At 47.4% G+C, this 21,451-nt stretch carries 20 protein-coding genes, 1 tRNA gene and 2 pseudogenes; 11 read left to right on the top strand and 12 right to left on the bottom strand.

Features of this window, described 5'->3' with window-relative positions; genetic code table 11:
- The first annotated feature begins 99 nt into the window (after nucleotides 1–99).
- From AAGR22_RS13275 to AAGR22_RS13260, 4 genes are all read left to right on the top strand, one after another.
- Nucleotides 100–414, top strand: a complete 315-nt coding sequence (locus AAGR22_RS13275; RefSeq protein WP_345827961.1) for an SMEK domain-containing protein — start codon at nucleotides 100–102, stop codon at nucleotides 412–414.
- Nucleotides 411–1,004 carry a hypothetical protein gene (locus AAGR22_RS13270; protein WP_345827960.1) on the top strand — a complete coding sequence of 198 codons (594 nt, stop codon included), beginning with the start codon at nucleotides 411–413 and terminating at the stop codon, nucleotides 1,002–1,004. The genes AAGR22_RS13275 and AAGR22_RS13270 overlap by 4 nt, the downstream gene beginning before the upstream one ends.
- A gap of 159 nt (nucleotides 1,005–1,163) precedes the next feature.
- Complete coding sequence (locus AAGR22_RS13265) at nucleotides 1,164–2,708, top strand: AAA family ATPase (RefSeq protein ID WP_345827959.1); 1,545 nt, start codon at nucleotides 1,164–1,166, stop codon at nucleotides 2,706–2,708.
- On the top strand, nucleotides 2,708–3,553 hold the full coding sequence (locus AAGR22_RS13260) for a hypothetical protein (RefSeq protein WP_345827958.1): 846 nt from the start codon (nucleotides 2,708–2,710) through the stop codon (nucleotides 3,551–3,553). The genes AAGR22_RS13265 and AAGR22_RS13260 overlap by 1 nt, the downstream gene beginning before the upstream one ends.
- Nucleotides 3,554–3,789: 236 nt before the next feature.
- Here AAGR22_RS13260 and AAGR22_RS13255 read toward each other — a convergent pair whose 3' ends face one another.
- The 3 genes from AAGR22_RS13255 to AAGR22_RS13245 form a co-directional block, all read right to left on the bottom strand.
- Nucleotides 3,790–4,161, bottom strand: coding sequence for a hypothetical protein (locus AAGR22_RS13255; protein ID WP_345827957.1), 372 nt, complete (start codon nucleotides 4,159–4,161; stop codon nucleotides 3,790–3,792).
- A gap of 15 nt (nucleotides 4,162–4,176) precedes the next feature.
- Nucleotides 4,177–5,297, bottom strand: a protein-coding gene (locus tag AAGR22_RS13250; RefSeq protein WP_345827955.1) for an IS3 family transposase whose coding sequence is annotated in 2 segments (ribosomal slippage) — nucleotides 4,177–5,045 and nucleotides 5,045–5,297 — 1,122 coding nt in all. Because the reading frame shifts where the segments join, the coding sequence is not laid out codon by codon here.
- A gap of 69 nt (nucleotides 5,298–5,366) precedes the next feature.
- Nucleotides 5,367–8,090 carry a TrlF family AAA-like ATPase gene (locus AAGR22_RS13245; protein WP_345827953.1) on the bottom strand — a complete coding sequence of 908 codons (2,724 nt, stop codon included), beginning with the start codon at nucleotides 8,088–8,090 and terminating at the stop codon, nucleotides 5,367–5,369.
- Nucleotides 8,091–8,715: 625 nt separating this feature from the next.
- Here AAGR22_RS13245 and AAGR22_RS13240 point away from each other — a divergent pair.
- A pseudogene (locus AAGR22_RS13240) lies at nucleotides 8,716–9,659 on the top strand (zincin-like metallopeptidase domain-containing protein).
- A 151-nt stretch (nucleotides 9,660–9,810) separates the two neighbouring features.
- On the opposite strand, the gene AAGR22_RS13235 reads toward AAGR22_RS13240, so the two are convergent.
- From AAGR22_RS13235 to AAGR22_RS13210, 6 genes and pseudogenes are all read right to left on the bottom strand, one after another.
- Complete coding sequence (locus AAGR22_RS13235) at nucleotides 9,811–10,098, bottom strand: hypothetical protein (protein WP_345827951.1); 288 nt, start codon at nucleotides 10,096–10,098, stop codon at nucleotides 9,811–9,813.
- A 108-nt stretch (nucleotides 10,099–10,206) separates the two neighbouring features.
- Nucleotides 10,207–10,953 (bottom strand): annotated as a pseudogene (gene mobC / locus AAGR22_RS13230) (MobC family replication-relaxation protein).
- Between the two features lie 10 nt (nucleotides 10,954–10,963).
- Entirely contained in the window at nucleotides 10,964–11,545 is a 582-nt protein-coding gene (locus AAGR22_RS13225) for a hypothetical protein (RefSeq protein WP_345827950.1), read from the bottom strand.
- 155 nt (nucleotides 11,546–11,700) lie between these two features.
- Nucleotides 11,701–11,776 (bottom strand) — tRNA-Asn (locus AAGR22_RS13220).
- A gap of 101 nt (nucleotides 11,777–11,877) precedes the next feature.
- Nucleotides 11,878–12,666: a DgsA anti-repressor MtfA gene (mtfA, locus tag AAGR22_RS13215; protein ID WP_345827948.1), complete on the bottom strand. Its 789-nt coding sequence runs from the start codon at nucleotides 12,664–12,666 to the stop codon at nucleotides 11,878–11,880.
- 23 nt (nucleotides 12,667–12,689) lie between these two features.
- On the bottom strand, nucleotides 12,690–13,355 hold the full coding sequence (locus AAGR22_RS13210; protein WP_067700791.1) for a hypothetical protein: 666 nt from the start codon (nucleotides 13,353–13,355) through the stop codon (nucleotides 12,690–12,692).
- 600 nt (nucleotides 13,356–13,955) lie between these two features.
- On the opposite strand from AAGR22_RS13210, the gene AAGR22_RS13205 reads away from it, so the two are divergent.
- Nucleotides 13,956–14,663 (top strand): phosphohydrolase, encoded by a 708-nt coding sequence (locus tag AAGR22_RS13205; protein WP_345827945.1) that lies wholly within the window; start codon nucleotides 13,956–13,958, stop codon nucleotides 14,661–14,663.
- 94 nt (nucleotides 14,664–14,757) lie between these two features.
- Here AAGR22_RS13205 and AAGR22_RS13200 read toward each other — a convergent pair whose 3' ends face one another.
- Nucleotides 14,758–15,414, bottom strand: coding sequence for an epoxyqueuosine reductase QueH (locus tag AAGR22_RS13200; protein WP_067700797.1), 657 nt, complete (start codon nucleotides 15,412–15,414; stop codon nucleotides 14,758–14,760).
- 275 nt (nucleotides 15,415–15,689) lie between these two features.
- On the opposite strand from AAGR22_RS13200, the gene AAGR22_RS13195 reads away from it, so the two are divergent.
- Both AAGR22_RS13195 and vsr read left to right on the top strand, forming a co-directional pair.
- Nucleotides 15,690–17,111, top strand: a complete 1,422-nt coding sequence (locus AAGR22_RS13195; RefSeq protein ID WP_345827944.1) for a DNA cytosine methyltransferase — start codon at nucleotides 15,690–15,692, stop codon at nucleotides 17,109–17,111.
- Nucleotides 17,112–17,150: 39 nt separating this feature from the next.
- Entirely contained in the window at nucleotides 17,151–17,618 is a 468-nt protein-coding gene (vsr, locus tag AAGR22_RS13190) for a DNA mismatch endonuclease Vsr (RefSeq protein WP_345827942.1), read from the top strand.
- A 24-nt stretch (nucleotides 17,619–17,642) separates the two neighbouring features.
- Here vsr and yedA read toward each other — a convergent pair whose 3' ends face one another.
- Nucleotides 17,643–18,548 carry a drug/metabolite exporter YedA gene (yedA, locus tag AAGR22_RS13185; RefSeq protein ID WP_345827941.1) on the bottom strand — a complete coding sequence of 302 codons (906 nt, stop codon included), beginning with the start codon at nucleotides 18,546–18,548 and terminating at the stop codon, nucleotides 17,643–17,645.
- Nucleotides 18,549–18,715: 167 nt separating this feature from the next.
- Between yedA and AAGR22_RS13180 the strand changes: the two genes are divergently transcribed.
- From AAGR22_RS13180 to AAGR22_RS13170, 3 genes are read left to right on the top strand one after another with little or no spacing between them, the layout of a single operon-like run.
- Nucleotides 18,716–18,991, top strand: coding sequence for a hypothetical protein (locus AAGR22_RS13180; protein WP_067700810.1), 276 nt, complete (start codon nucleotides 18,716–18,718; stop codon nucleotides 18,989–18,991).
- An 11-nt stretch (nucleotides 18,992–19,002) separates the two neighbouring features.
- Nucleotides 19,003–19,905 (top strand): DUF808 family protein, encoded by a 903-nt coding sequence (locus AAGR22_RS13175; RefSeq protein ID WP_345827939.1) that lies wholly within the window; start codon nucleotides 19,003–19,005, stop codon nucleotides 19,903–19,905.
- A 44-nt stretch (nucleotides 19,906–19,949) separates the two neighbouring features.
- The gene (locus tag AAGR22_RS13170) at nucleotides 19,950–20,081 is read left to right on the top strand and encodes a hypothetical protein (RefSeq protein ID WP_255362060.1); all 132 of its coding nucleotides are present in this window, start codon (nucleotides 19,950–19,952) and stop codon (nucleotides 20,079–20,081) included.
- Nucleotides 20,082–20,213: 132 nt separating this feature from the next.
- On the opposite strand, the gene AAGR22_RS13165 is transcribed toward AAGR22_RS13170, so the two are convergent.
- Nucleotides 20,214–21,434, bottom strand: a complete 1,221-nt coding sequence (locus AAGR22_RS13165; RefSeq protein ID WP_067700815.1) for a glycosyl transferase — start codon at nucleotides 21,432–21,434, stop codon at nucleotides 20,214–20,216.
- Nucleotides 21,435–21,451 lie beyond the last annotated feature (17 nt).

Here is a 21,451-nt window from a genome sequence, read left to right as displayed (position 1 = left end):
GGATGTCCATGTAGTTACTTTCCTCTTCTTTAGTCAGTTGGATATTATTTCACTATGCCGCTGAATTTTAGTCGGAGCCAATCAAGTTAAGGAGCTATTTTGATCGAATCGCTGATAAAAAATTTAAATCAGGATATTGCTATTCTTCAACTTCGTGTCGAGAGAGATAAGGACACGGGTTTTAATGATATGTCACGGCTACTTGAGGCAATTTCTATACAGTTATTCAAAGCATTAGGTATTGCCAACCTCAAAAGTAAAAACCAGATTAGAGTTAACTTTCCAGCCATTGATGCTGCGGATGATAACATGAATGGCGGAATAGCTGTCCAGGTTACCTCAGTAGCTAATGCAGTAAAGATAAAAAAACAATTGAGACTTTCGAGAAAAAGGATAAAAACGGTAAATCCTTGAGGGACAGATACGCGGTTCTATACATTTTTGGTTTCTGTAAGATCTCAAAGGGTGTGATAGTTCCAAATTATTGTAAGGTTGTGGAGCCGGGTTTTTTCCTTAACAGGCTTATTGACTTTGATGATGAAGAAAAGATACAGGTTGTTATTGATTCTATGCGTCGCCATGTAGACTATTCTTCTATCCACCCCTACGATGATATTGACTGTTTGAAAATCATATTAGGTTATGTGAGTCGAAATGCGGTCAGGCACTACATGTCCTGTGAAGGAAGTATTGAATATATGACAAAAGGCCTCAAGGAAATCTCGGAGCTAATCGGAAAAGGTACTGTTAATGGTAGACAGAAGTCAAAGGCCCACCACGAATTTGAAGATCAGAATATCGCGAGTTTTTTGAGGCAGGTGATGAGCAAAATTGGTAGCATAATTGCGATTATCAATCATGCGAGCCGGGATGGTTTTGTCTTCCTTGACGAGCATGATATGAAGAAAATTGATAATCAGAAACGGGAAATGATAATAGCAGCCCAGCATGTAGCTGTTGACTACGGTATTGATATACAATTGGGGATGCATGAAATAGATTGATTTTCGTTGACGTATATAACAATAAGCTAAGCCCAACTCTAGAGGGGGCAGGTCATCTAGATGGTTATATAATAATCTTTGTAGAAGAGTGAGTGATTTTTTCTTATCCAAGAAATAGATTATTCAACCTAGGTTTCAATAAATTATAGGGTTTATCTAATGTTCTTTACCGTTATCGAAAAGAATGAAAAGATATCATATAATAATCTATTAAAAGCGTATCTTTTAGTCGATTATTGGGATGACTGGGCAAAATACCGAACAATGTTCACCCTAATTGTAATCGATGAAAATGGGGATAAGCATACTATTGGTTCAGTAAAAATAGGACAGAAAGGACTTCTTCCAGCGCAAAAAAAATCAGATAACCATCGCTGTCCAATGCTTGATAAGCATTTTGATATTTTAAATGGTGATTACTTTTCGCTGGGACAAAGCGAAGATTATTATGAATCACTAAATAAATTAAGTGAGTCACTTCGGACAAGAGTTTTTTCAGGATTACGCGATTGTGCAGCGAATTTAACAATATTTGAAAAATATATCAATGAAACTGTTATGGTTGAATCTTTATTGCGGGATATTCGGAAAGAAAATGTGAGAGGGAAATTAAATCGTTTGAGTCGTGGTGATGCTCAATTGACAGAGTATGCTTTCACGTATACATTCCCTGATTTTAATGAAGAGAAGCAGCCTAAAATTTTATTTGAGGTCATACCTGAATCCAAACCACCTACTAACGTTCATGTTTTGATCGGGCGTAATGGTGTAGGAAAAACACGAGCTATGAAAAATATAGCTCTATCCATCTTGGGAAGAAAAACAGAAGAAAATACATCACCAGGTTTAATTGAAATGAATCATAGTAGCGCAATAGGAGAAATTGCGTTTTCAGGGTTAATATTGGTTTCATTTAGTGCATTTGATGATTTTGAGTTAAAAGCATCAGAAAAAGACAATTTTATATTTCATCAAGTTGGCTTAACATCGATCATTTCGACAGAATCATTATCCCCATCTAAAAAGGACAATTCGATAAGCTCCGATTTTGCGAAATGCCTGCAGCGCTGTAAATCGGGTGTTAAAGCACAACGATGGATAAGAGCGATGAAAACGCTGGAGGAAGATGATCTTTTTGCGGAAGCAAATGTTACATCTTTACTAGAAGATGCAGAGTCACCAGCACAATGGCGAGTACGAGCAAGAAAATTATTTAAGAAACTCAGTTCTGGACATTCAATTGTACTTTTAACTATTACTCGATTAGTTGATCTTGTAGATGAAGGTACGCTTGTATTGATTGATGAGCCCGAAGGGCATTTACATCCTCCTCTACTCTCATCTTTTGTTAGAACACTTTCAGACCTTCTGATTAGTAGGAATGGTGTGGGTATAATTGCAACTCATTCGCCGGTTGTTTTACAAGAAGTACCGCGCTTATGCGCATGGAAATTACGTCGTAGCCATGCCGTTACAGTTGTTGAGCGTCCTTTACTTGAAACATTTGGTGAAAATATCGGCATACTGACGCGAGAGGTTTTTGGATTGCAAGTAACCCAGTCAGGCTTCCATAGAATTTTGCGCGAAGAGGTTAATGATGGGAAAAGTTACCGTCAAATTATTCGTGATTTTGATAAACAGTTAGGCGAAGAAGCTAAAGCTATTATCCAAGCATTAATAATACAAAGAGATGGGGAATTGTAATGAGGAAACTACCGATTCCAACTATAATAGCAGTTGATATATTAAGACTATGTTCCTCAAGTATAAGAAATGAGACATTGAAAGTAAACCTTCGTTTAATTGAAGGTGACGTAGACAATGCTGAAGTGGAATATAGGAAGCACGCAATTGCAGAAGAGTTGTATTTAATTAAAGCAAATGAAAATATTGGAGAGCATTTTACTGGGAAACAGATGGAACGTGTTTATAATAATACATTTGTTAAAAGTAAAAAAACACGTCTTATATATGATCAGCTGAAAAAAGCATGTGAAAATGACATATGCCCCCTGTGTGGGCAGGGAACTGTTTACCAGTTAGATCATTACCTACCAATTTCTTGTTTCCCGATTTATGGGGTTAGCCCAATTAATTTGATACCAGCTTGCGCAGACTGTAATAAACGAAAATCTATCTATGTAGCTGATGCAGCGGATAAACAGACTCTACATCCATATTTTGATGATATAGATAATGAAAGATGGCTTTATGCTTCTGTTATTGAAACACAACCTCCTGCGCTCCAGTTTTATATTGAGCCTCCAGCACATTGGGGGGGCGTTATATCTGAACGCATTTTAGCACACTTCAAAACATTTGGATTAGCCGCGCTTTATGCAACTCATGCTGCTGTGGAAATTACTAACATACGATATTCTCTGCAAAGAATTGCGGTTGGTGAAAATTCTGCAAAAAACGTTAGAGACCATCTCATAGACAAAGCTCAAAGCTGCATGCATGCGCGACTTAATTCATGGCAAACTGCAACTTACTATGCATTAGAAAAATCGGATTGGTTTTGCAATGGTGGGTTTAATGTTACCTAATGGAATTAATTTATTTCTAATGCTCAACTGTTCTCACAAATACATACTTTTATAAATTATAAGCAAAGGGTTTTTATTATTGTTCTCATTTATGCTTATGATTTAATTTTGCTGAGTATGGAAACGGTCGTTTTACACTCAACTATTAAAGAGCCACATTATTTACAAATAAAGTGACTCTTAAGTTTGAACTGTCCTTTGATTTTTATTCTTCCGGCATCAGTTTAAAAATAGTATCACATATATTTTGCACGACGGTTATCAAATGCGGGCATAGTGCCTTCAAGGACATTTACAACCTTATTATTAATCACATTACACTCTATTGCTCCTGAGGTATATGTAATGTTATGCCCATTTTTTCGGTCAAACTCACAGTGAATTATTTGCTCCGCATCGCAAACAACGGCAAGGTTTGGATTATGCGTAACCATAATGATTTGCCTTTTTTGCTTTGCTTCCGTTAAAACAGGTACAAGCAAACTGACAATGGTTTCGTTGTCTAAGTTTTCTTCGGGTTGGTCGAGTATTATGGGAGTATTACCTTTATCCACCAGCAAATAAAAAATTAATAATAATGCACCACGTTGCCCATGACCTGCCCCCAATAATTAAGCCGACACTTAACTAGTAACATCGTTTTGAGCCGTATCATTTTTGCCACTGCGATAGTTTGCAGCGAATTCCAACGGCGTCAGGTAATTAAGCGCAGAATGTGGTCTTCGCTCGTTATAGTCCTGTCGCCAGTCGCTGATGATCTCGCGTGCCTGATCAAGATCCTTGAACCAGTGTTCATTCAGGCATTCATCCCTAAACCGCCCGTTAAAACTTTCGATAAAACCATTTTGTGTCGGTTTTCCCGGCTGGATAAATTTTAACTCAATGCCATGATAATGAGCCCATTGGTCCAGCGCATGGCCGGTAAATTCTGGCCCCTGATCGGTGCGTATCGCTTTGGGATAACCCCTGAATAACGCCACATTATCGAGTATCCGCGTCACCTGTTCGCCAGAGATCCCGTGCGCAACAGCGATATCGAGGCTCTCTTTGGTGAAATCATCCACGCACGTCAGGCATTTTATCCTTCTGCCACCGGCGAGAGCGTCCATGACAAAATCCATCGACCAGGTCATGTTTGGAGCACTGGGCCGAACAAGAGGTTGACGCTCCACGGACAGCCCTTTACGACGCTTTCTCCGGTGAACAGCCAATCCATTTTCATGATAAATACGGTAGACTTTTTTATGGTTTACGTCGACGCCATCGCGTCGCAGCAGTTGCCAGATACGACGGTAACCAAAGCGTCGGCGCTCATGCGCCAGCGCTTTTATCTGTTCCGACAGCGCTTCATCTCGTTGTGCCCGAAGAGAGCGATAACGACAAGTTGCTCTGGAAAGCCCGGCAAGATGGCAGGCACGACGTTCTGAAATACCTGATTGCTGGCACATCTGAGCAACCGCATTGCGCTTGTGAGACAGTGTTAATACTTTACCCCAAGCGCTGCCTGCAGGGCCTCCTTGTCCAGCATGGTTTCAGCCAACAATTTTTTCAAACGTGCGTTTTCATCTTCAAGCGCTTTGAGACGCTTGACTTCGGAGACTTCCAGACCGCCAAATTTTTTTCGCCACGTATAAAATGTCGCATCGGAAATATTATGCTTACGGCACAACTCCTTAGCTGCCATGCCGGCCTCAGCTTCGCGCAGGATGCCAATGATCTGTTCTTCAGAGAAACGCTTTTTCATGGGTAATGTCCTCATCGTTCAATGATAAACATTACTAGCCTGGCGATGGATTAACCAGAGGGGAGCAGGTCACCCAGGCGAGAGTTGTTCAATTTGCGCATCCTGAAACATTAAGGTATATCTAGGATCAATATATTCTAATCCAAAAATTAGGTCATATACCTCATTGGAGGTGCGATCCTTCCGTAATAAGGATGCTATACCAACATTATTTTTAGAAGAAGCTTCGAGTTTACGATGAAGTTCATCTATGAAACTAAGTGTAGAATCTATATCGTTTAGATCATGTTTATCTATAAGGTCTTTAATAACTGATAAACTTTCCGACTCACCTCTAAACTCTCCAGAGGTTTGCTTAATGATAGAAAATAATTTGTTATAAATTTGATCGGCTGTGCAACTTAGTTCTGCCATGAACTGTAACTTATATTCGTCACGTATCAATGAGTTATTTTGTATTAATGATTGTACGGGTTCAAAGAGGGCTTCGCGGTTAGCTTTTTGTTCATTTAGTATTAAGAGTATTTGATTAGCTAATGATAATCTTTGTTCCATAAGTTGAAGTCGTTGGTTTGGTAAAGTATCCAATATATTTTTACGGTGTTTCAACCCCTCGAGCGTATCTGGTTCATCTTTAGAACCTTGTAAAGATATGATTTTATCTTCCCATACCTTTAGTTGTTCTTTATATTCTTGAAAAGCCTGCTGTGGTGCATTTAACTTTTCACTAAGACTTGATTTCTGTTTTAAAAGAGATTCTTCTTCACTGTTCAGATTTATATTGATTTCTTTAATTGAGTCATCATGAACAATCAAACTGTCCTCAATCTCATCGATTATGTTCTCGTTGATATCAAGACTGATTAATTGTTGAGGCTTTAAGTTGAGCAACTCTATTGCAGACTCAAACTCTGAATTGAATTGTTTGATCGATCTCTTAACTACTTCGATTCCTTCTTTTATATTTTTGCATGCCTTTTTTTTGGCTGCTATTTTTGTTTGCTCTTCGGTATTAGATTCTTTATTACTAATAGCTTTTTCTAACTGAGTTGTTATAGCTAAAAGTTTCTCTGAAACTAATTGTTGCTCAGGTGATAAACTATTGGTTGGCTCAGCTATTTCTGCTGGTTTTATTTTAATGAGCTCTTCTAGAAGTCTTTCTTTTTGAACTAGTTGCTCAGCAAGAGCCTTTTGTGCTTCTTCACTCATTTGGTTTTCAAGAGTTTCGATTTGACGATTAAGTTTATGCAGTTCACTACGGAAGCTTTCTATTCGACTGCGTAACGGACTTTCTTGTTCTTCAATTAATTGTTCGAAACTAAGTGCACCTAAGCGAATGGCATCACTAGAATGAGAGAAGATTACAGACCTGAGTTCTTTCTCAAAGGCATCTGATTCTCCAGACACGTGAGCGTTGCATAATGACTCAAAGTGCCCTTGAGGTATATATTTTACAAGTTCCACTTTCTCTAAAGCGGGGTTCTCATTCAAATTTTTTGTTAATATTTTCTCATCACCCCAAGTCACTTTTGCTTCAAAACTTTTAGCTGGCTCACCAACTTTACCCCTAAATCTATTATTTTTAAGGAATGAAAAATGCTGACTTTGTTGGGAGTTACCTAGTAGCGCCGTAATATCAGCTAAAGCGCTTTTACCGCTTCCTTTGTTACCTATTATTGCCACAAGATCATGATTCAAAGTAATAGACGTTTGATCAAGCCATTTATCAGGTATCACTGCATCATTTTTTTTTGATACTTCAAGTTTATCAATAAAAAGGCTTCTATTTTCGCTGACTAATTTACGTTTAGGTGGGATTGCTCCTATATACGAACGTTTTGCTGGCTCTTTGATCGCTTGCTTCAAACCTTCAAATGTTGGATCTGCTTTTATCCACGTAGCTTTTCCCGATGGGTAGTCGCCATATCCTCGGCAATCATTACTGCCTTGTTTGCCATAGTATCGGTGCGCATCACTTCCTGAAACAGCAAGCCTTGGTATATTCTTTAAGGCATGCTGAAAATCTGAAATCCATTTTTTATTTGTATCAGTTTTGACTCCAGAAAAAGCAGCCCACAAATCTGGTGTTCTCGTTTCAAAAATAGGGGAGGTTTCAAATAACCCAAGGACATAGGCATAATGTTCTTGCCATTTTACATCAGCTAATCCATCGTTAGTATTAAATGGCATAAATCCCAAAGCCATGTTATCAGGAACATTTTTTATCGCTTGTTTGTAACTTTCATATGTTATTTCAGCGATTGTTGAACCAGCAAGCAATGCTGTATCATCAACGCTCATAACTTCCGATTTTTTAAAACCTTTTTCACGTAGTAAATCTTCACCTACTTGACGTGCAAGACATTTTAACGAATATTCAGATAATGGCCGTTCAATAAGTGCGACTCTCAATCCAGCAAGAAAATCTTTTAATACTTGATCATTTGTTTCATCTGAAAACAACACATGAGCATTGAGCCGACTCTCCATCGGTGACACTAATCGTAATTCAATTCCAGGGAAGACAGTTTTATTTAATTTAGGTGCGTCCGGGTCTAATAAACGTTTCTTTAGGGCAAACCACCCATCAAAAGTCCAGTAATCCATGATCGCAAATACGGCAGGTTCGGCTGTATTCAATGCCTGAATCATTTCATCTATAAGCCGTATATTATCAGCTGGGTTAGGGGTGGAGTTAAATTTTTGTCCTTCCCAATGAAATGATGCAGGAGTGTGGATATGTAAGTCCCATTTACGCCATTCTGAACCACGAGAATAATTATTGCTTTTCACTTTTTCGCTCTCACAATTATTTATGGTTAATCCTAATGCTTTGCTGGTTTGATCATATTTACTTTTTTAAGTTGGCTTACTTCCACATTATCCTTACTTATAGCTGCGTAACGTGTGAACAAAGATACACCCTAACTGTTGATGATGAGAAGATACTATTATTACTATACAGGTTCCAGTAGAATTTTTTTAATAAATGATTTTGTGTATTGTTAATCAATTGCTTACGTTAAGCATTGGATTGAACAGAGGTGATGTCAGTAATATAGCTCTCCAATCATAGCAATTGCCGCTTCAGAATTTGGTTTTCAGTTTAGATACTGTGTCATGTCTTAAGTCGTCGCTCGTTCCATTGAACGGCTGAGTCGTGAACATGGACCTACTACGACGATTACATTTCACCGCTACGAACCAAGGGGCGCTACGTCCGACTATGCAGGGGCATTTTTTCGCCCGCGTGATTTATCTTCCCGCATCAGCTTCCGGTTAATCGTTTTCCAACACAACCTGTCCCGCAAGGGTAAATGGCACGCATGCTGCGCCCTTGCAGGACAGAACGATGCCGTGAAAGCGAACCGTCAGGCGATACGAAGACGAAAATCACATCACTGACGGAGAAAAAATCATGACTATTTCCCTGCATAACAAGACTAGCGCCCCTAACACCGCAGCGGCGACCAGCGTATCCCCGCTGGAGCAGTCAGGCTCCTCAAAAACGAAATTTTCTCAAACCAGAACCGACATTTATCAGACCGTTACTGACAGCATCATTTCTGCGCTAGAAGCCGGTGTAAAACCGTGGTCTTGCCCGTGGCAACGTGTAGATGGCATGTCTGGTCTGCCTTCCAATTACGCCACTGGTGTGGCTTATAGTGGCATGAATATCATGTTGCTGTGGTGCAGCGCATCTAAACAGGGATTCAGCGATTCCCGCTGGATGACTTACAAACAGGCGCAAGCGGAAGGCGGGCAGGTGCGTAAAGGCGAACATGGCACAACAGCCATTTTCTATACGACCTTGGAAAAGGAAAACGACGCCGGAGAAGTTGAACATATCCCGATGCTGAAAACCTTCACCGTGTTTAACGTTCAGCAAATCGACGGCCTGGCCCTGACAACTGAAACAGTCAGCCCGGAAGCAACATTGGACCCGTTGCCGCAGGCTGAGAACCTGTTACGGAAGAGTGGCGCAAACATCATCGAGAAAGGACAAAACGCCTTTTTTATCCCGTCAACCGATGAAATTCGCTTACCGGAACGATATCTTTTTGCCGATGCGGCCAATTCTTACGCCACCGGTCTGCATGAGCTGGTTCACTGGAGCGGAGCCAAGAGTCGCTGAATCGTGAAATGAAAGGGAAGTTTGGCAGTGAGGGGTATGCATTTTAAGAGTTGATCGCCGAGTTGGGAAGCGCGTTCCTGACGGCAGACTTGGGGATTACTGGAGAGGTTCAGCATGAAAGCTATATCGCTTCCTGGCTGAAAGCACTGAAGAACGACAAACGCTATATTTTCAAGGCGGCCAGCGCGGCATCCAAAGCGCATCGTTATTTGATGGATAAAATTTAAGCAGGAAAAAGCCGCAAAGGAATGCGGCTATAGGCTTGACCAGTAACGCTGTAGATACATGAGTGAGGCGGAGCGCAGTCAGGCGAGCACCGAACAGTCATGTCTCTACAGTGGAATAAAGCAAGCCACACGGACAGGGCTGAATGTGCAGCTATTCTCTGTTACCAGCAACTGCCTGGAGCGTCTGCAGGCGCTGTTCCAGACTATCCAGTCTTTCTTCGAGGTGATGGCTCGGCTGCTCAATATCTTCCAGAGTTTCTGACAGAACATCACGCAGCAGCACAAAATTTGCTTGCAGGGCATAGACAAAATCGCTGCCGCGAGTCAGTAATGCTTCGCGCGGTATGTCCTGCAAAGCGGAATGCGTCATCCATGTGACCAGCGCTTTGGCGCTCATTTCAGTCAGTACATCAGCAAGTCGGTCAGTTTCTCGGTTCATTCTGGAGTCCTGTCGGTTCTGATATAGAGGGAGTATTTAGGAAGGGCATTACTTCCGGTCTTTGCGCTGCGGGTTGGTGGGTGGGGGCAGTTGGGTGATAGAGAAGAACTATATGCCGTGGTCTACATCGAGCCGTTGCAGCTCGTCGAGCGTATAGATACGGAATACATTCCGGTGGCGGGTTTCTAGCGGGATGTGCTGATGGTTAACGATGACGTGCCGGATGCTGTCAAACAGCCGTTCAAGACCGCGCTTTTTCTGGGGGTCCGGCACGATATAAAAAACGTAAATCCAGTCTTTACGGGTCCGGGCCAGTAAATGGCTGGCGATGATTGACTGGTATCGGGCTTTGGTTTTCAGACGACGCTCGGTCTCAATGGCGATCACGGTGCCGCCGGGCAGGGTGATCAGCCCGTCCGGGCGATGACCGACCTGATACCGGCTGAGGAAGGTCGTGCGATCGCCATTTATCCACTCGGATGCACCTTTTTGCTCAAGGATGATCCGCGCCGCCTGATTATCAAGGTGATGTTCCAGCGTCCAGCCGGTGATTTTTGACGGCTCAAACCGCGCCGGGAAAAATGAATCATCGGGTGTTAATACAACGGCCAGTCCGTCACTGGTTATGCCCCATAATGAAATTTTCATGGTGCGCGATACCAGTACGTGCTTTTGTATTAAGCCCATGCCCTCGACTTTTGAAAGCAGGGAATATAGCGATTTATGATCCCTGAAGCCGAACAGCAGCATCAGTGTTTAAAAGTCACTGTACGTTTCTTCTTTCAGGAAATTCAGCAGTCGTTGTATTTTTCCGCGGTGTCGCGTCTGGCGTTTGCGGTATGCGGTGATAAGCATCACTCCCCCTTTAAAAATCCATCAATGATGAGTTTTCCTCTTTATCGGCGTTCGGTGTTGTTGTGTCTTCTTCGTCCGTATTATCAAAAAAAAGATCGGGCTGCGTTATGGTGATATCCGGCGTTGGTGCCGTTCCGGGGAAGGTTTCCTCCTCGCTAAAATCCAGGGCGATGTTTATCGTTGCGGCGGTGGCGGCAATCGCGGGCGACACGGCACAGATCTCCAGTTCGCGTTTTTTCACCCTGATGGGCGAAATCAGCGAAGTAGAGGGGAGTGCTTTTGTCGAGAAGATGAAGCTGACAAAATCGGGTAGGTTCAGGATCATATTGCTGTCGGTAAAGAAACGCTCCGCCTGCCTGATGGTGCGTTCATCGTCGATAGTCTCTGTCAGTACGGCATCGGTTTTCGCTTTGCGGACCTCATCATCGACTAATATGGTGCCTGACATCCTCGCCACCCATTCAGCGGTGTCCGGATCCATGACCCGATAAACCAGTTTGAATTTAGCGTTCTCAACGACCGCGCCGACAACGGCGTCTCCTTTCAAATCTGCCGGGCAGTCTTTTAAATCGGCAATCGACTGATGGTCCATAATAATGTGCACGCCTTTATCGCGTGCTGCACCTAAGCCTTTCAGGGCTGGTTTTGAAAGAGGGTATTTCAGCTCGTAAAGAAATATGCGATAGGGCGGCAGAAACTGAAGAGCAAAAAGCCCGCTCAGGTTTCCCTGAGCGGGCTTCTCAAATTTGGCTCCTCTGACTGGACTCGAACCAGTGACATACGGATTAACAGTCCGCCGTTCTACCGACTGAACTACAGAGGAATCGGTTTCGATGGGGCGCATATTAGCGAGGGCGCCCGGGGCTGTCAACAGCAAAAAACACTTGGGCTTTCAACTGGCTGCGTTTAAAGCAACCCGCTGGCTTAATAGCCAACTTTGTCCGTATGGACCGTCGTGTTGAGCCCGAAGCGCGCCGCGGGATCCTGGCGGTAAAACCCGCTAAAGCGTCGATAGAGTGACGGGAACTGAGTATTCAGCAGATGCGGCGCGCTAAAAAAATATTCTGACAGCACCGCAAAGCACTCCGCTGGCTCGCTGGCGGCCTGGGCATCCATACTGGCCGCCGCTTCCCCCACCAGCTCGATCTCGTCCCGTATCGCGTTCATGGCCGCGTTAAGATCCTGCTCCCAGGCTGCCACTTCACTTAACGCGATAGCGGGAACGCCGTTGGTATAACCGCTTCCGCGTGAATCGAGCTTGTGAGCCACTTCATGAATCACCAGGTTAAACCCGGAAAGATCGAAGGAATCCTGCACATCCATCCAGTTTAAAACAATCGGACCCTGTAACCAGCTCTGACCAGCATGAACTGACTGCTCCCGGTGTACCAGACCAAACTCATCCTGCCACTCATCGTCGACCCGGAAGGGCGCGGGATACATCAGCACTTCATTAAATCCGTCGAGCCAGTGATAACCCAGGTTTAACACCGGCAGGCTAAAAAGCAGTGCCAGCCGGGCACATTGCAGCTCATCCAGGTTTACATCCTGCAGCGGCACCAGACGCTTTTGCTGCAAAAACCTGGCTGCCAGTGCGGTCAGACGCAGCTGTTCGGGCCGATCGAAGCCGCGCAAAATGGGAATAGCTAACGCCTCCTGCCAGGGCAGGGGGGCGATAGCAGCATCCGGTTTTTTCCACGGCCATTTGATCATCAACCCACACTCGTTTGTTATGGTTAATTTTGTACGCGCGTAAAATCAATGACCCAAACCCAGGGATTCACCTCCCAGCTGGTGCCGCCGTACTGCAAAGCCCACTGTTTACGGTAGGCATCTTTTGAAGAGACGGCCTCATGGTGCATGGTGAAAAAATTATTCAGAAAATGAGAGTCAGTCTGTACGCCCTCAGCAATAACGTCGTCGTCGCTGATATCCTGAATTTTTTCCACGCGAATCCCGGTAATCAGCAGATTGATGCGGCTTGCCCAGCGTGGCATATGAATGCCCGCCTGCCAGCCAAAATGCGGATCCTCGTCTTCGGCGTTAGAAAACTGGCTGGTATCTGCGCGATACTGACAGTAGCGCGGGTTTTTAAACTGCGCGGGCGCACGTTCGTATTCGGCTATTTCGCTTTGATCAATAAGCGGGCCACGCCAGGTTTCCCTCACCCAGAGCCTGTCGCCTGGCTGTCCGTAAGGGCAATGATAACTTAAGTTTTCCATACCCATCACCCGGTTTCCCTGCAGGTGATTACTGAGCACGTCAATACCATAACAGCCTTCATGGTTATCCTGGCCCGGCCCCAAAAACTGTGACTTCATAATGCGTCGGGTTTGTCGTTGTTGGTCAGAGAGCAGCGCTCGCACCCGTTGATCATTAAACAAAATCGGGCGTTCTTTCATGGTTTTACCCCTGTAACTTTCTGGTTGAAACGCTGATCACAGCCAAAATAAAAATACAATACAGATAAATCTGAACCTTAACCTGGCACTTAACGCTTTTGTGATGAGCGTAAATATACATTAATTATACTTCTTAATTGGCGTCTAACCAGGTTAGCACGTAAACGTTTACAATCCCCTGAGACGCTCAGTCTTATTCTTCTGCTGATATCCCTTGTTTGTGTAGGGGATTGTTCAGTCAACAGTTGCTTCTTTACAGTCCCTTACAGACGCGAAGGGCGTTATCAGCACTCTGCAAGAGATATGGTGCATCGGGATGCTATATCAAGTGCTTTGTGAGAATTCTAAAGCATTTTATTGAAGTAGCGGGAAACTTATTTCGCAACGTACATTATATCCGTTTAAGCATCTGCATGAAAAACAATCAAATAATTTTTTTAGCAATAAAAAATGCAACAACGAAAAAAGTGTGTAATGGTTTAATTTAGCGTTATAAACATGATGCAGGTCTCATTTTGGCCGCCGCTTACCGCTATACCACGCAGTCGCCTGCCCTGGTCCAATGGCATCTCAAAAAGTTCAAATAATAAGGAGAAGTCTGTGTCCCTGATACTCTGGCAAAACCGCTTTGAAAACTGGCTGCATGAAACCTGGCCTCAGGACGACAAGGCACACGATGTGGCCCACCTGCGACGCGTATGGCAGACGGCGCAGCGTATAATGAAGGGAAGCGAAGCTGATGAGCTGGTGGTGCTCACCGGCTGTTACTTTCACGATATAGTTAACCTGCCCAAAAATCACCCGGAACGGCACCTTGCTTCCGCTCAGGCTGCCGTGGAGGCGCGACGTATTTTGCAGGAGGTCTTTCCTGACTTTCCCCCACAAAAAATTGATGCGGTGACCCATGCCGTTCATGCACACAGCTTTAGCGCGGGCATAGAGGCCGAAACGCTGGAGGCAAAAATCGTTCAGGATGCCGATCGGCTTGAATCGCTGGGCGCAATAGGGCTGGCAAGGGTATTTTATGTCTCCGGTGCGCTGGGACGCTCGCTGTTTGACAGCACCGATCCGCTGGGGCGTGACAGGCCGTTAAATGATGCGGAGTGGGCGCTGGACCATTTTCAGAAGAAGCTTCTGAAATTGCCGGAGCAGATGCAAACCCCGGAAGGCCGTCGGCTGGCGGAATATAACACCCATTTTCTGGTGACCTATATGGCAAAACTGTGCGCGGAGCTGAAAGGCGATTTTTGTGGACTCGATGAGGATGTGCTGCAGGAATTTAGCCCCGGCGGGCAGCAGAAAATATGATGGGCGTCTGCGGATAAGCTTTTTATTTCTCTCCCCCCTTCCATAAAGGGTAGGGAGGAGAGAAGAGGCAGGACCGGGTTATTTTAGCGGGTGATTACTGCTCTTCATCACCGTAATAAAGTACGCCCAGTTTAATCAGGGGGCGGCCCTGGCTTTTACGATGAAGATTGGTATCACGCAGTGAGTAGACGCAGCCGCAGTACTCCTGCTGGTAAAAGCGCTCGCGTTTGCTGATCTCTATCATGCGGGCGGAGCCGCCCTTTTTGCGCCAGTTATACTCCCAGTAAACCATATCCGGGTAGGGCGCAGCAGCGCGTACGCCGCAGCCGTTGATCTGCTCCATATTTTTCCAGCGGGAGATCCCCAGCGAGCTGGAAATGGCATCAAAACCGTTCTCATGGGCATAAAGCGCGGTGCGTTCAAAGCGCATATCAAAGCACATGGTGCAGCGTACGCCGCGCTCCGGCTCCCACTCCATGCCTTTGGCTCTCTCAAACCAGTTATCGGTATCGTAGTCCGCATCCACAAAGGGAATACCGTGCTGTTCAGCAAAGCGGATATTTTCTTCTTTCCGCAGCAGATACTCTTTCTGTGGGTGAATGTTCGGATTGTAGAAGAAAATGGTGTACTCAATCCCGGCTGCCTGAATGGCTTCCATCACCTCGCCCGAGCAGGGCGCGCAGCAGGAGTGCAGCAGCAGCTTTTTTGCTCCATTGGGGAGGGTCAGAAGGGGACGTGAGATTTCGCTCATGGCGGCAGGCTCCAATAGTTTCTCAAAACAGCGCTAGTGTAGGGGCGCAGAAGGAAGATGTCACGGTCGCAGGTGCCGGGAATGGGAAAAAGGCGTTCCTGCGAACAAAAATCTCTCCTGTGGCGGGTGTTAAGCCCTGATTAAGACAGCAGATGATAGCAGTTGGAAGGTGAATACAGATTCAGGCAGCCTGGAACAGTTAAAGGATGCTTCCCCCTGGCTCCGGGACAGTTAAGTGATAGACTGTCACGCGTTTAACACTTAACTGAGTCATTATGAACGAGATTGATAGTGCAGCGTTGCTGCTGACCGGGCAGGCAAGCGAGCAGGATCGGAAGAAATTTGAGCAGGATGGTCTGCTGCTCCAGCGGGTGCTGGAGATCTACGACCCGCAAACCGTTGCCCGGGCGCTGCGTGAACCGGGTCAGCATGAGTGGACGCGCGAAGCGCTCAATCGCTGGGCGAAGGGTTACAGCGCGGCCAAACCGCTTACCGAAGCAGAAGTCAGCCAACTCCGGCAAATGCTGCCTTCGCCCCCGGCACATCACCCTGATTACGCGTTCCGCTTTATCGACTTGTTTGCCGGTATTGGCGGTATTCGCAGCGGTTTTGAAGCGGCGGGCGGACAGTGCGTGTTCACCAGTGAGTGGAATAAATTCTCGGTGCGTACCTATAAAGCCAACTGGTACTGCTGTCCCGAGTCACATACCTTCAATCAGGATATTCGCGATGTGACCCTGAGCAATGATGCCAGCGTCAGCGAACAGCAGGCTTACCAGCATATTGACCAGCAGGTTCCCGATCACGATGTTCTGCTGGCCGGTTTTCCCTGCCAGCCGTTTTCGCTGGCGGGCGTCTCCAAGAAAAATGCGCTGGGGCGCGCGCATGGATTTGAGTGCGAGGCGCAGGGCACGTTATTTTTCGACGTTGCCCGCATTATTACCGCCAAGAAACCGGCCATTTTCGTGCTGGAAAACGTTAAAAACCTTAAGAGTCACGATAAGGGTAAAACCTTCCGCATCATCATGGATACCCTGGATGAGCTGGGCTATGACGTGGCTGACGCGGACATCAGCGGCGCGAAGGATCCTAAAATCGTCGACGGCCAGCATTTCCTGCCGCAGCACCGTGAACGTATCGTGCTGGTGGGCTTTCGCCGCGATCTAAACCTGCCGTCCTTTAGCCTGGACGCGCTTTCGTCACTCTATCCTGCGCGCAGGACGCCGTTAAGGGCGCTGCTCGAACCCTCAGTCGAGGCAAAATACATTCTGACGCCGACGCTGTGGAAGTATCTTTATCAGTATGCGAAAAAACACCAGGCGAAGGGGAATGGTTTCGGCTACGGCCTGGTGGATCCGCAGCGGGAAAACGGCGTGGTGCGCACCCTCTCTGCGCGCTATTACAAAGACGGTTCGGAGATCCTGATTGACCGTGGCTGGGACAGGGCGCTGGGCGAACGCGATTTTGATAATGCCGAAAACCAGCAGCGTCGCCCGCGCCGCCTGACGCCGCGCGAGTGCGCCCGTCTGATGGGGTTTGAACAGCCTGACGGCTATCGCTTCCGCATCCCGGTTTCCGATACTCAGGCCTACCGTCAGTTTGGCAACTCGGTAGTGGTACCGGCCTTTGCGGCCATCGCCAGGCTTTTGCTGCCGTGGATAACACAGGCCGTCGGGCAGCGTCGGGATCGCCTTTAAGTCTGCGTCTATACTTAGCCTGGGCATAAGGAGATTGTGATGGCTGATGTACACTCCGCGGAAATTCGCACTAAAAATATGCGCGCAATCGGCACGCGAGATACGGCAATAGAAAACCGGCTTGCCGAACTGCTGGCAGACCAGGGTTTTAGCTTTGACGTTCAGGATAAAACCCTGCCTGGCCGTCCCGATTTTGTGCTGAGCCAGTATCAGGCCATTATCTTTACACACGGCTGCTTCTGGCATCACCATCACTGCCATCTCTTTAAGGTGCCGGCGACGCGCACCCAATTCTGGATGGCGAAGATAGGGGGGAACGTCGAGCGCGACCGGCGCTATATTCAGCAGCTTACCGACGAAGGCTGGAAGGTGATGGTGGTGTGGGAGTGCGCCCTGCGGGGTAAAACCCGACTTGAGCAGGGCGCGCTACAGTCCCGGCTGGAAGAGTGGATCTGTGCCGGGAGCGGGAATGCGGAAATCGACGCACTCGGCATCCATCAGATGTAACTCTGCCGCCAGGCGGCAGGTGAGTCATTCACAGCGACGGACTTCGGGCGCGGCTGGGAACAGGTACTTACCCAGCGTGACCAGGATAACCGCCAGGACAATTGTCGCCAGCGCCAGCCATTCGCGCGAGCTCAGGCTTTCACCGCCGAAGCCAATGCCAAGCAGCACGGCAACCACCGGATTAACATAGGCATAGCTGGTGGCAACAGCGGGTGTTACGTTGCGGATCAGAAACATATAGGCGTTAATCGCAATCACGGAACCAAACAGGCTCAGGTAGCCAAGCGCCAGCATCCCCTGTAGCGAAGGCGGGGCGCTAAGTTTTTCACCATACAGCTGGCTGGCTATCAGCAGCACAACCCCCGCCGTAAGCATTTCTATTGCCCCCGCCATCATCCCCTGCGGCAGGGTGATCCGTGAGCCCCATACCGAACCAAACGCCCAGCTGACTGAACCCAGCATAATTATCGCGCCCCACGGTGAGCTGCCCAGATGACCGCCGCTGTTCAGCAGAATTATCCCCACCAGCCCGACGGCAATGCCCAGCCATTCAATCCAGCGGGTCTGGATGCCGAAAAGGCGGCTGAAGCACAGGGCGAACAGAGGAACGGTTGCCACCATGACGGCGGCAATGCCGGATGGCACGTTCTGATGCTCCGCGACCGTTACGGTCCCGTTGCCAATCGCCAGCAGCATTATGCCCACCAGCGCAGCGTTCCCCGCTGCCCGCCATGAGGGGAGTTTCTCACCGCGCAGTAACAGATAAAGCGACAGCACCACCCCTGCCAGCAGAAAGCGCAGGCCAGCCATCATCATCGGCGGCCAGCTCTGTACGCCGATGCGGATCACGAAGTAGGTCGATCCCCAGATAAAGTAAAGCGCGAACAGGGCGATAAGTAGCGGGAGAAGAGTAGGGGAGCGGCGTAGCATGATTTTCTTCATAATTGTTAATGGTAGGTTAACTTAACGCTAATTTCTCAGTTCAACCAGATGAATTGCCGCTTTTTTTCCTCTTCAACAGATTCGGAGAAGACAATTTGCATCTCTCGTTCATAATTGCTTAGATCACACTCTTTAACATTCTCTCACGGTGGATGATGGGCAGTATCAAACTTACGGTGCGTCGGCTGTACAAAATCGACGGCGAGCGCATGGTCGGGACGCAGGCCACGGCGCGTATTTTTGTCGGCGACAGGCTGGTGGCGACGGAAGACGTCACCGGTATGACGGAAAGCCCGGTCAGCAAATATCTGCATCATCAGGAAGCCGACGGGCAACCGGTACGGGTCGAGTGGGAGTGTGACGGCATCGCCGATATGGCGGTGGTAGAGATGCAGGTATGTCCCTGCTGTCAACATGATGGACATGAATAAGGAAGGGTATTTTGGCAGGAAGTAGCTTACTGACGCTATTGGATGATATTTCCACGCTGCTGGACGATATTTCCGTAATGGGAAAAGTCGCAGCAAAGAAAACGGCTGGCGTTTTGGGCGACGATCTCTCGCTTAATGCGCAGCAGGTGAGCGGCGTTAAGGCTAACCGTGAAATCCCCGTGGTCTGGGGCGTGGCAAAAGGATCGTTTCTGAATAAGCTGATACTGGTGCCGCTGGCGCTGATTATCAGCACCTGGGCACCCTGGGCGATAACCCCTCTGCTGATGCTTGGCGGGGCCTACCTCAGCTATGAGGGGATGGAGAAAGTCATCCACAGCCTGAGTAAAGACAAATCAGAGCACTCGCCCGAGGCCCGCGAGAAACGGCTGCAAAATCTCACTCAGCAAAATGCGGCTGAGTTCGAGAAGAAAAAGATCAAAGGGGCCGTGCGCACCGACTTTATCCTCTCCGCAGAAATTGTTGCCATTACGCTGGGTATTGTCTCAGAAGCGCCACTCTTAAATCAGGTCCTGATCCTGTCTGGTATTGCGATACTGGTGACTATCGGCGTTTACGGTATCGTGGCCGGCATTGTCAAAATAGATGATCTGGGGCTGTGGCTGAAAGAGAAACCCTCATCGCTGGCACAGGGTATTGGTGGTGCGCTGCTGGCAATGGCCCCGTGGATGATGAAGATCCTCACCGTAGTCGGTACGCTGGCAATGTTTCTGGTGGGCGGCGGGATTATCGTGCATGGCGTTCACGCACTGGGGCAGCTTATTGAAGGTTACACCAGCGGCTTTAGCGGGTTGACCGCTTCTCTGCTAACCAATCTGGCCAGCCTGCTTGTCGGGATGGTGGTGGGGTCGATTGTGCTGCTGGTGGTAAATCTGATTGCCAGAGTACGCCGTTAATCAGTATAAAGAGCAGCTGAGCCGCTACCGTTTACGGAGAACCCATGAAAGACGATATTTTTGAATTTGATATTGATGCGCAGCTGGAACAGGCTGAGGCCAATGCCCGCAAAAAGGCCGCGGAAGTGCCTGAAGAGTTGAGTGATGAAGCGGACTGCGAAGGCTGCAAAATCTGATTGTTCTGGCGCCTGAGCGGACAAAAAAAAGCGAGTAAGGTGACTTACTCGCTTTTTTATCGCCGCGATTGATTGCAGCCTATATTCGCCATTCGCCATTCGCCATTCGCTATTTGCGCTTGCCGCAGCACCCTACACCTTGCCTGCGTTGTCCTCTTCAACGGCCTGATAGATACGATGCAAAATATCGGGGAAAGCAGACTGTACCCGGCTCCAGCTAGGGATAAACGGCTTCTCATTGGGCCGCTCGATAAACGACTGTCCCGCCTCCAGAATCGACTGGGTGAACATCTCTACCGCCGCTTCTTCCGCATGCTGGTCGAACTTCAGGCCATTCATCGTGGCCTCATGATGGTAAATTTCCATCATATCCAGTGCGTTGCGGTAGTAGGTCGCTTTCAGGACGCGGAACGAATCGCTGGTCAGATTCACCCCCATCGTCGCCATCTTACGCAGCAGGGACTGGACGATATCGTTACTCATTCTGCGCAGTCCGCCGGTGCCGTTCTCCTCCGACAGGGGCTGATGCTTGTGGTCATAGTTATCGGCAATTTCGACCTGGCAGCTCTGCCGGGTGGTGTAGTTACGATAAATTTCGGACAGCACGCCGATTTCCAGCCCCCAGTCCCCGGGGATTTTAATGCCATTCAGCACGTGGGTGCGCATGGCAAACTCACCCGAAAGCGGATAGCGGAAGCTGGTGAGGTAGTCCAGGTATTCAGAATGGCCATACACTTTTTGGAGCGATCGCAGAAGCGGGCCAACCAGCAGGCGGCCAACCCGCCCGTTAAGCTTGTTATCAGCGACCCGGGCATAGAAGCCTTTGCAAAATTCATACTGAAAAGCGGGGTTAGCCAGGGGGTAGAGCAGGCGGGCCAGCATACCGCGCTCATAGGTGACAATGTCACAATCATGCAGTGCCACGCAGGATGAGCGATCGGAAGCCAGCGTATAGCCCGTACAGAACCAGACATTACGGCCTTTACCTGGCTGGGCGGGCGACAGCCCTTCTTTATCCAGCTCGGCATCCAGCGCCTTCAGGCGGGGGCCATCATTCCACAGAATACGATGACGCTGGGGCAGGCGAGAGAAAAATTCACGCGCGTGGAGAAACTGCTCCCGATCGGCCTGGTCGAGGCCAATCACGATCTCCTCAAGGTAGGGAACCTTTGCCAGCTCATCAACAATATGACCCAGCGCCGGCCCTTCCAGCTCCGAAAACAGCGAGGGCAGAATGAGCGCCATTTTTCTTTTCTCAGAAAAACGGACTAAATCCTTTTCAAGGTCTTCAACGGGCCTGGCGGTCAGATTATGAAAATTAGTTATTACCCCATTCTGGAAAAAATCACTCATTGCATTCCCCTTAAAAC

It is taken from the genome of Erwinia sp. HDF1-3R (assembly GCF_039621855.1).
Lineage (GTDB): Bacteria > Pseudomonadota > Gammaproteobacteria > Enterobacterales > Enterobacteriaceae > Erwinia.
This window is presented reverse-complemented; position numbering and strand designations above follow the sequence as displayed.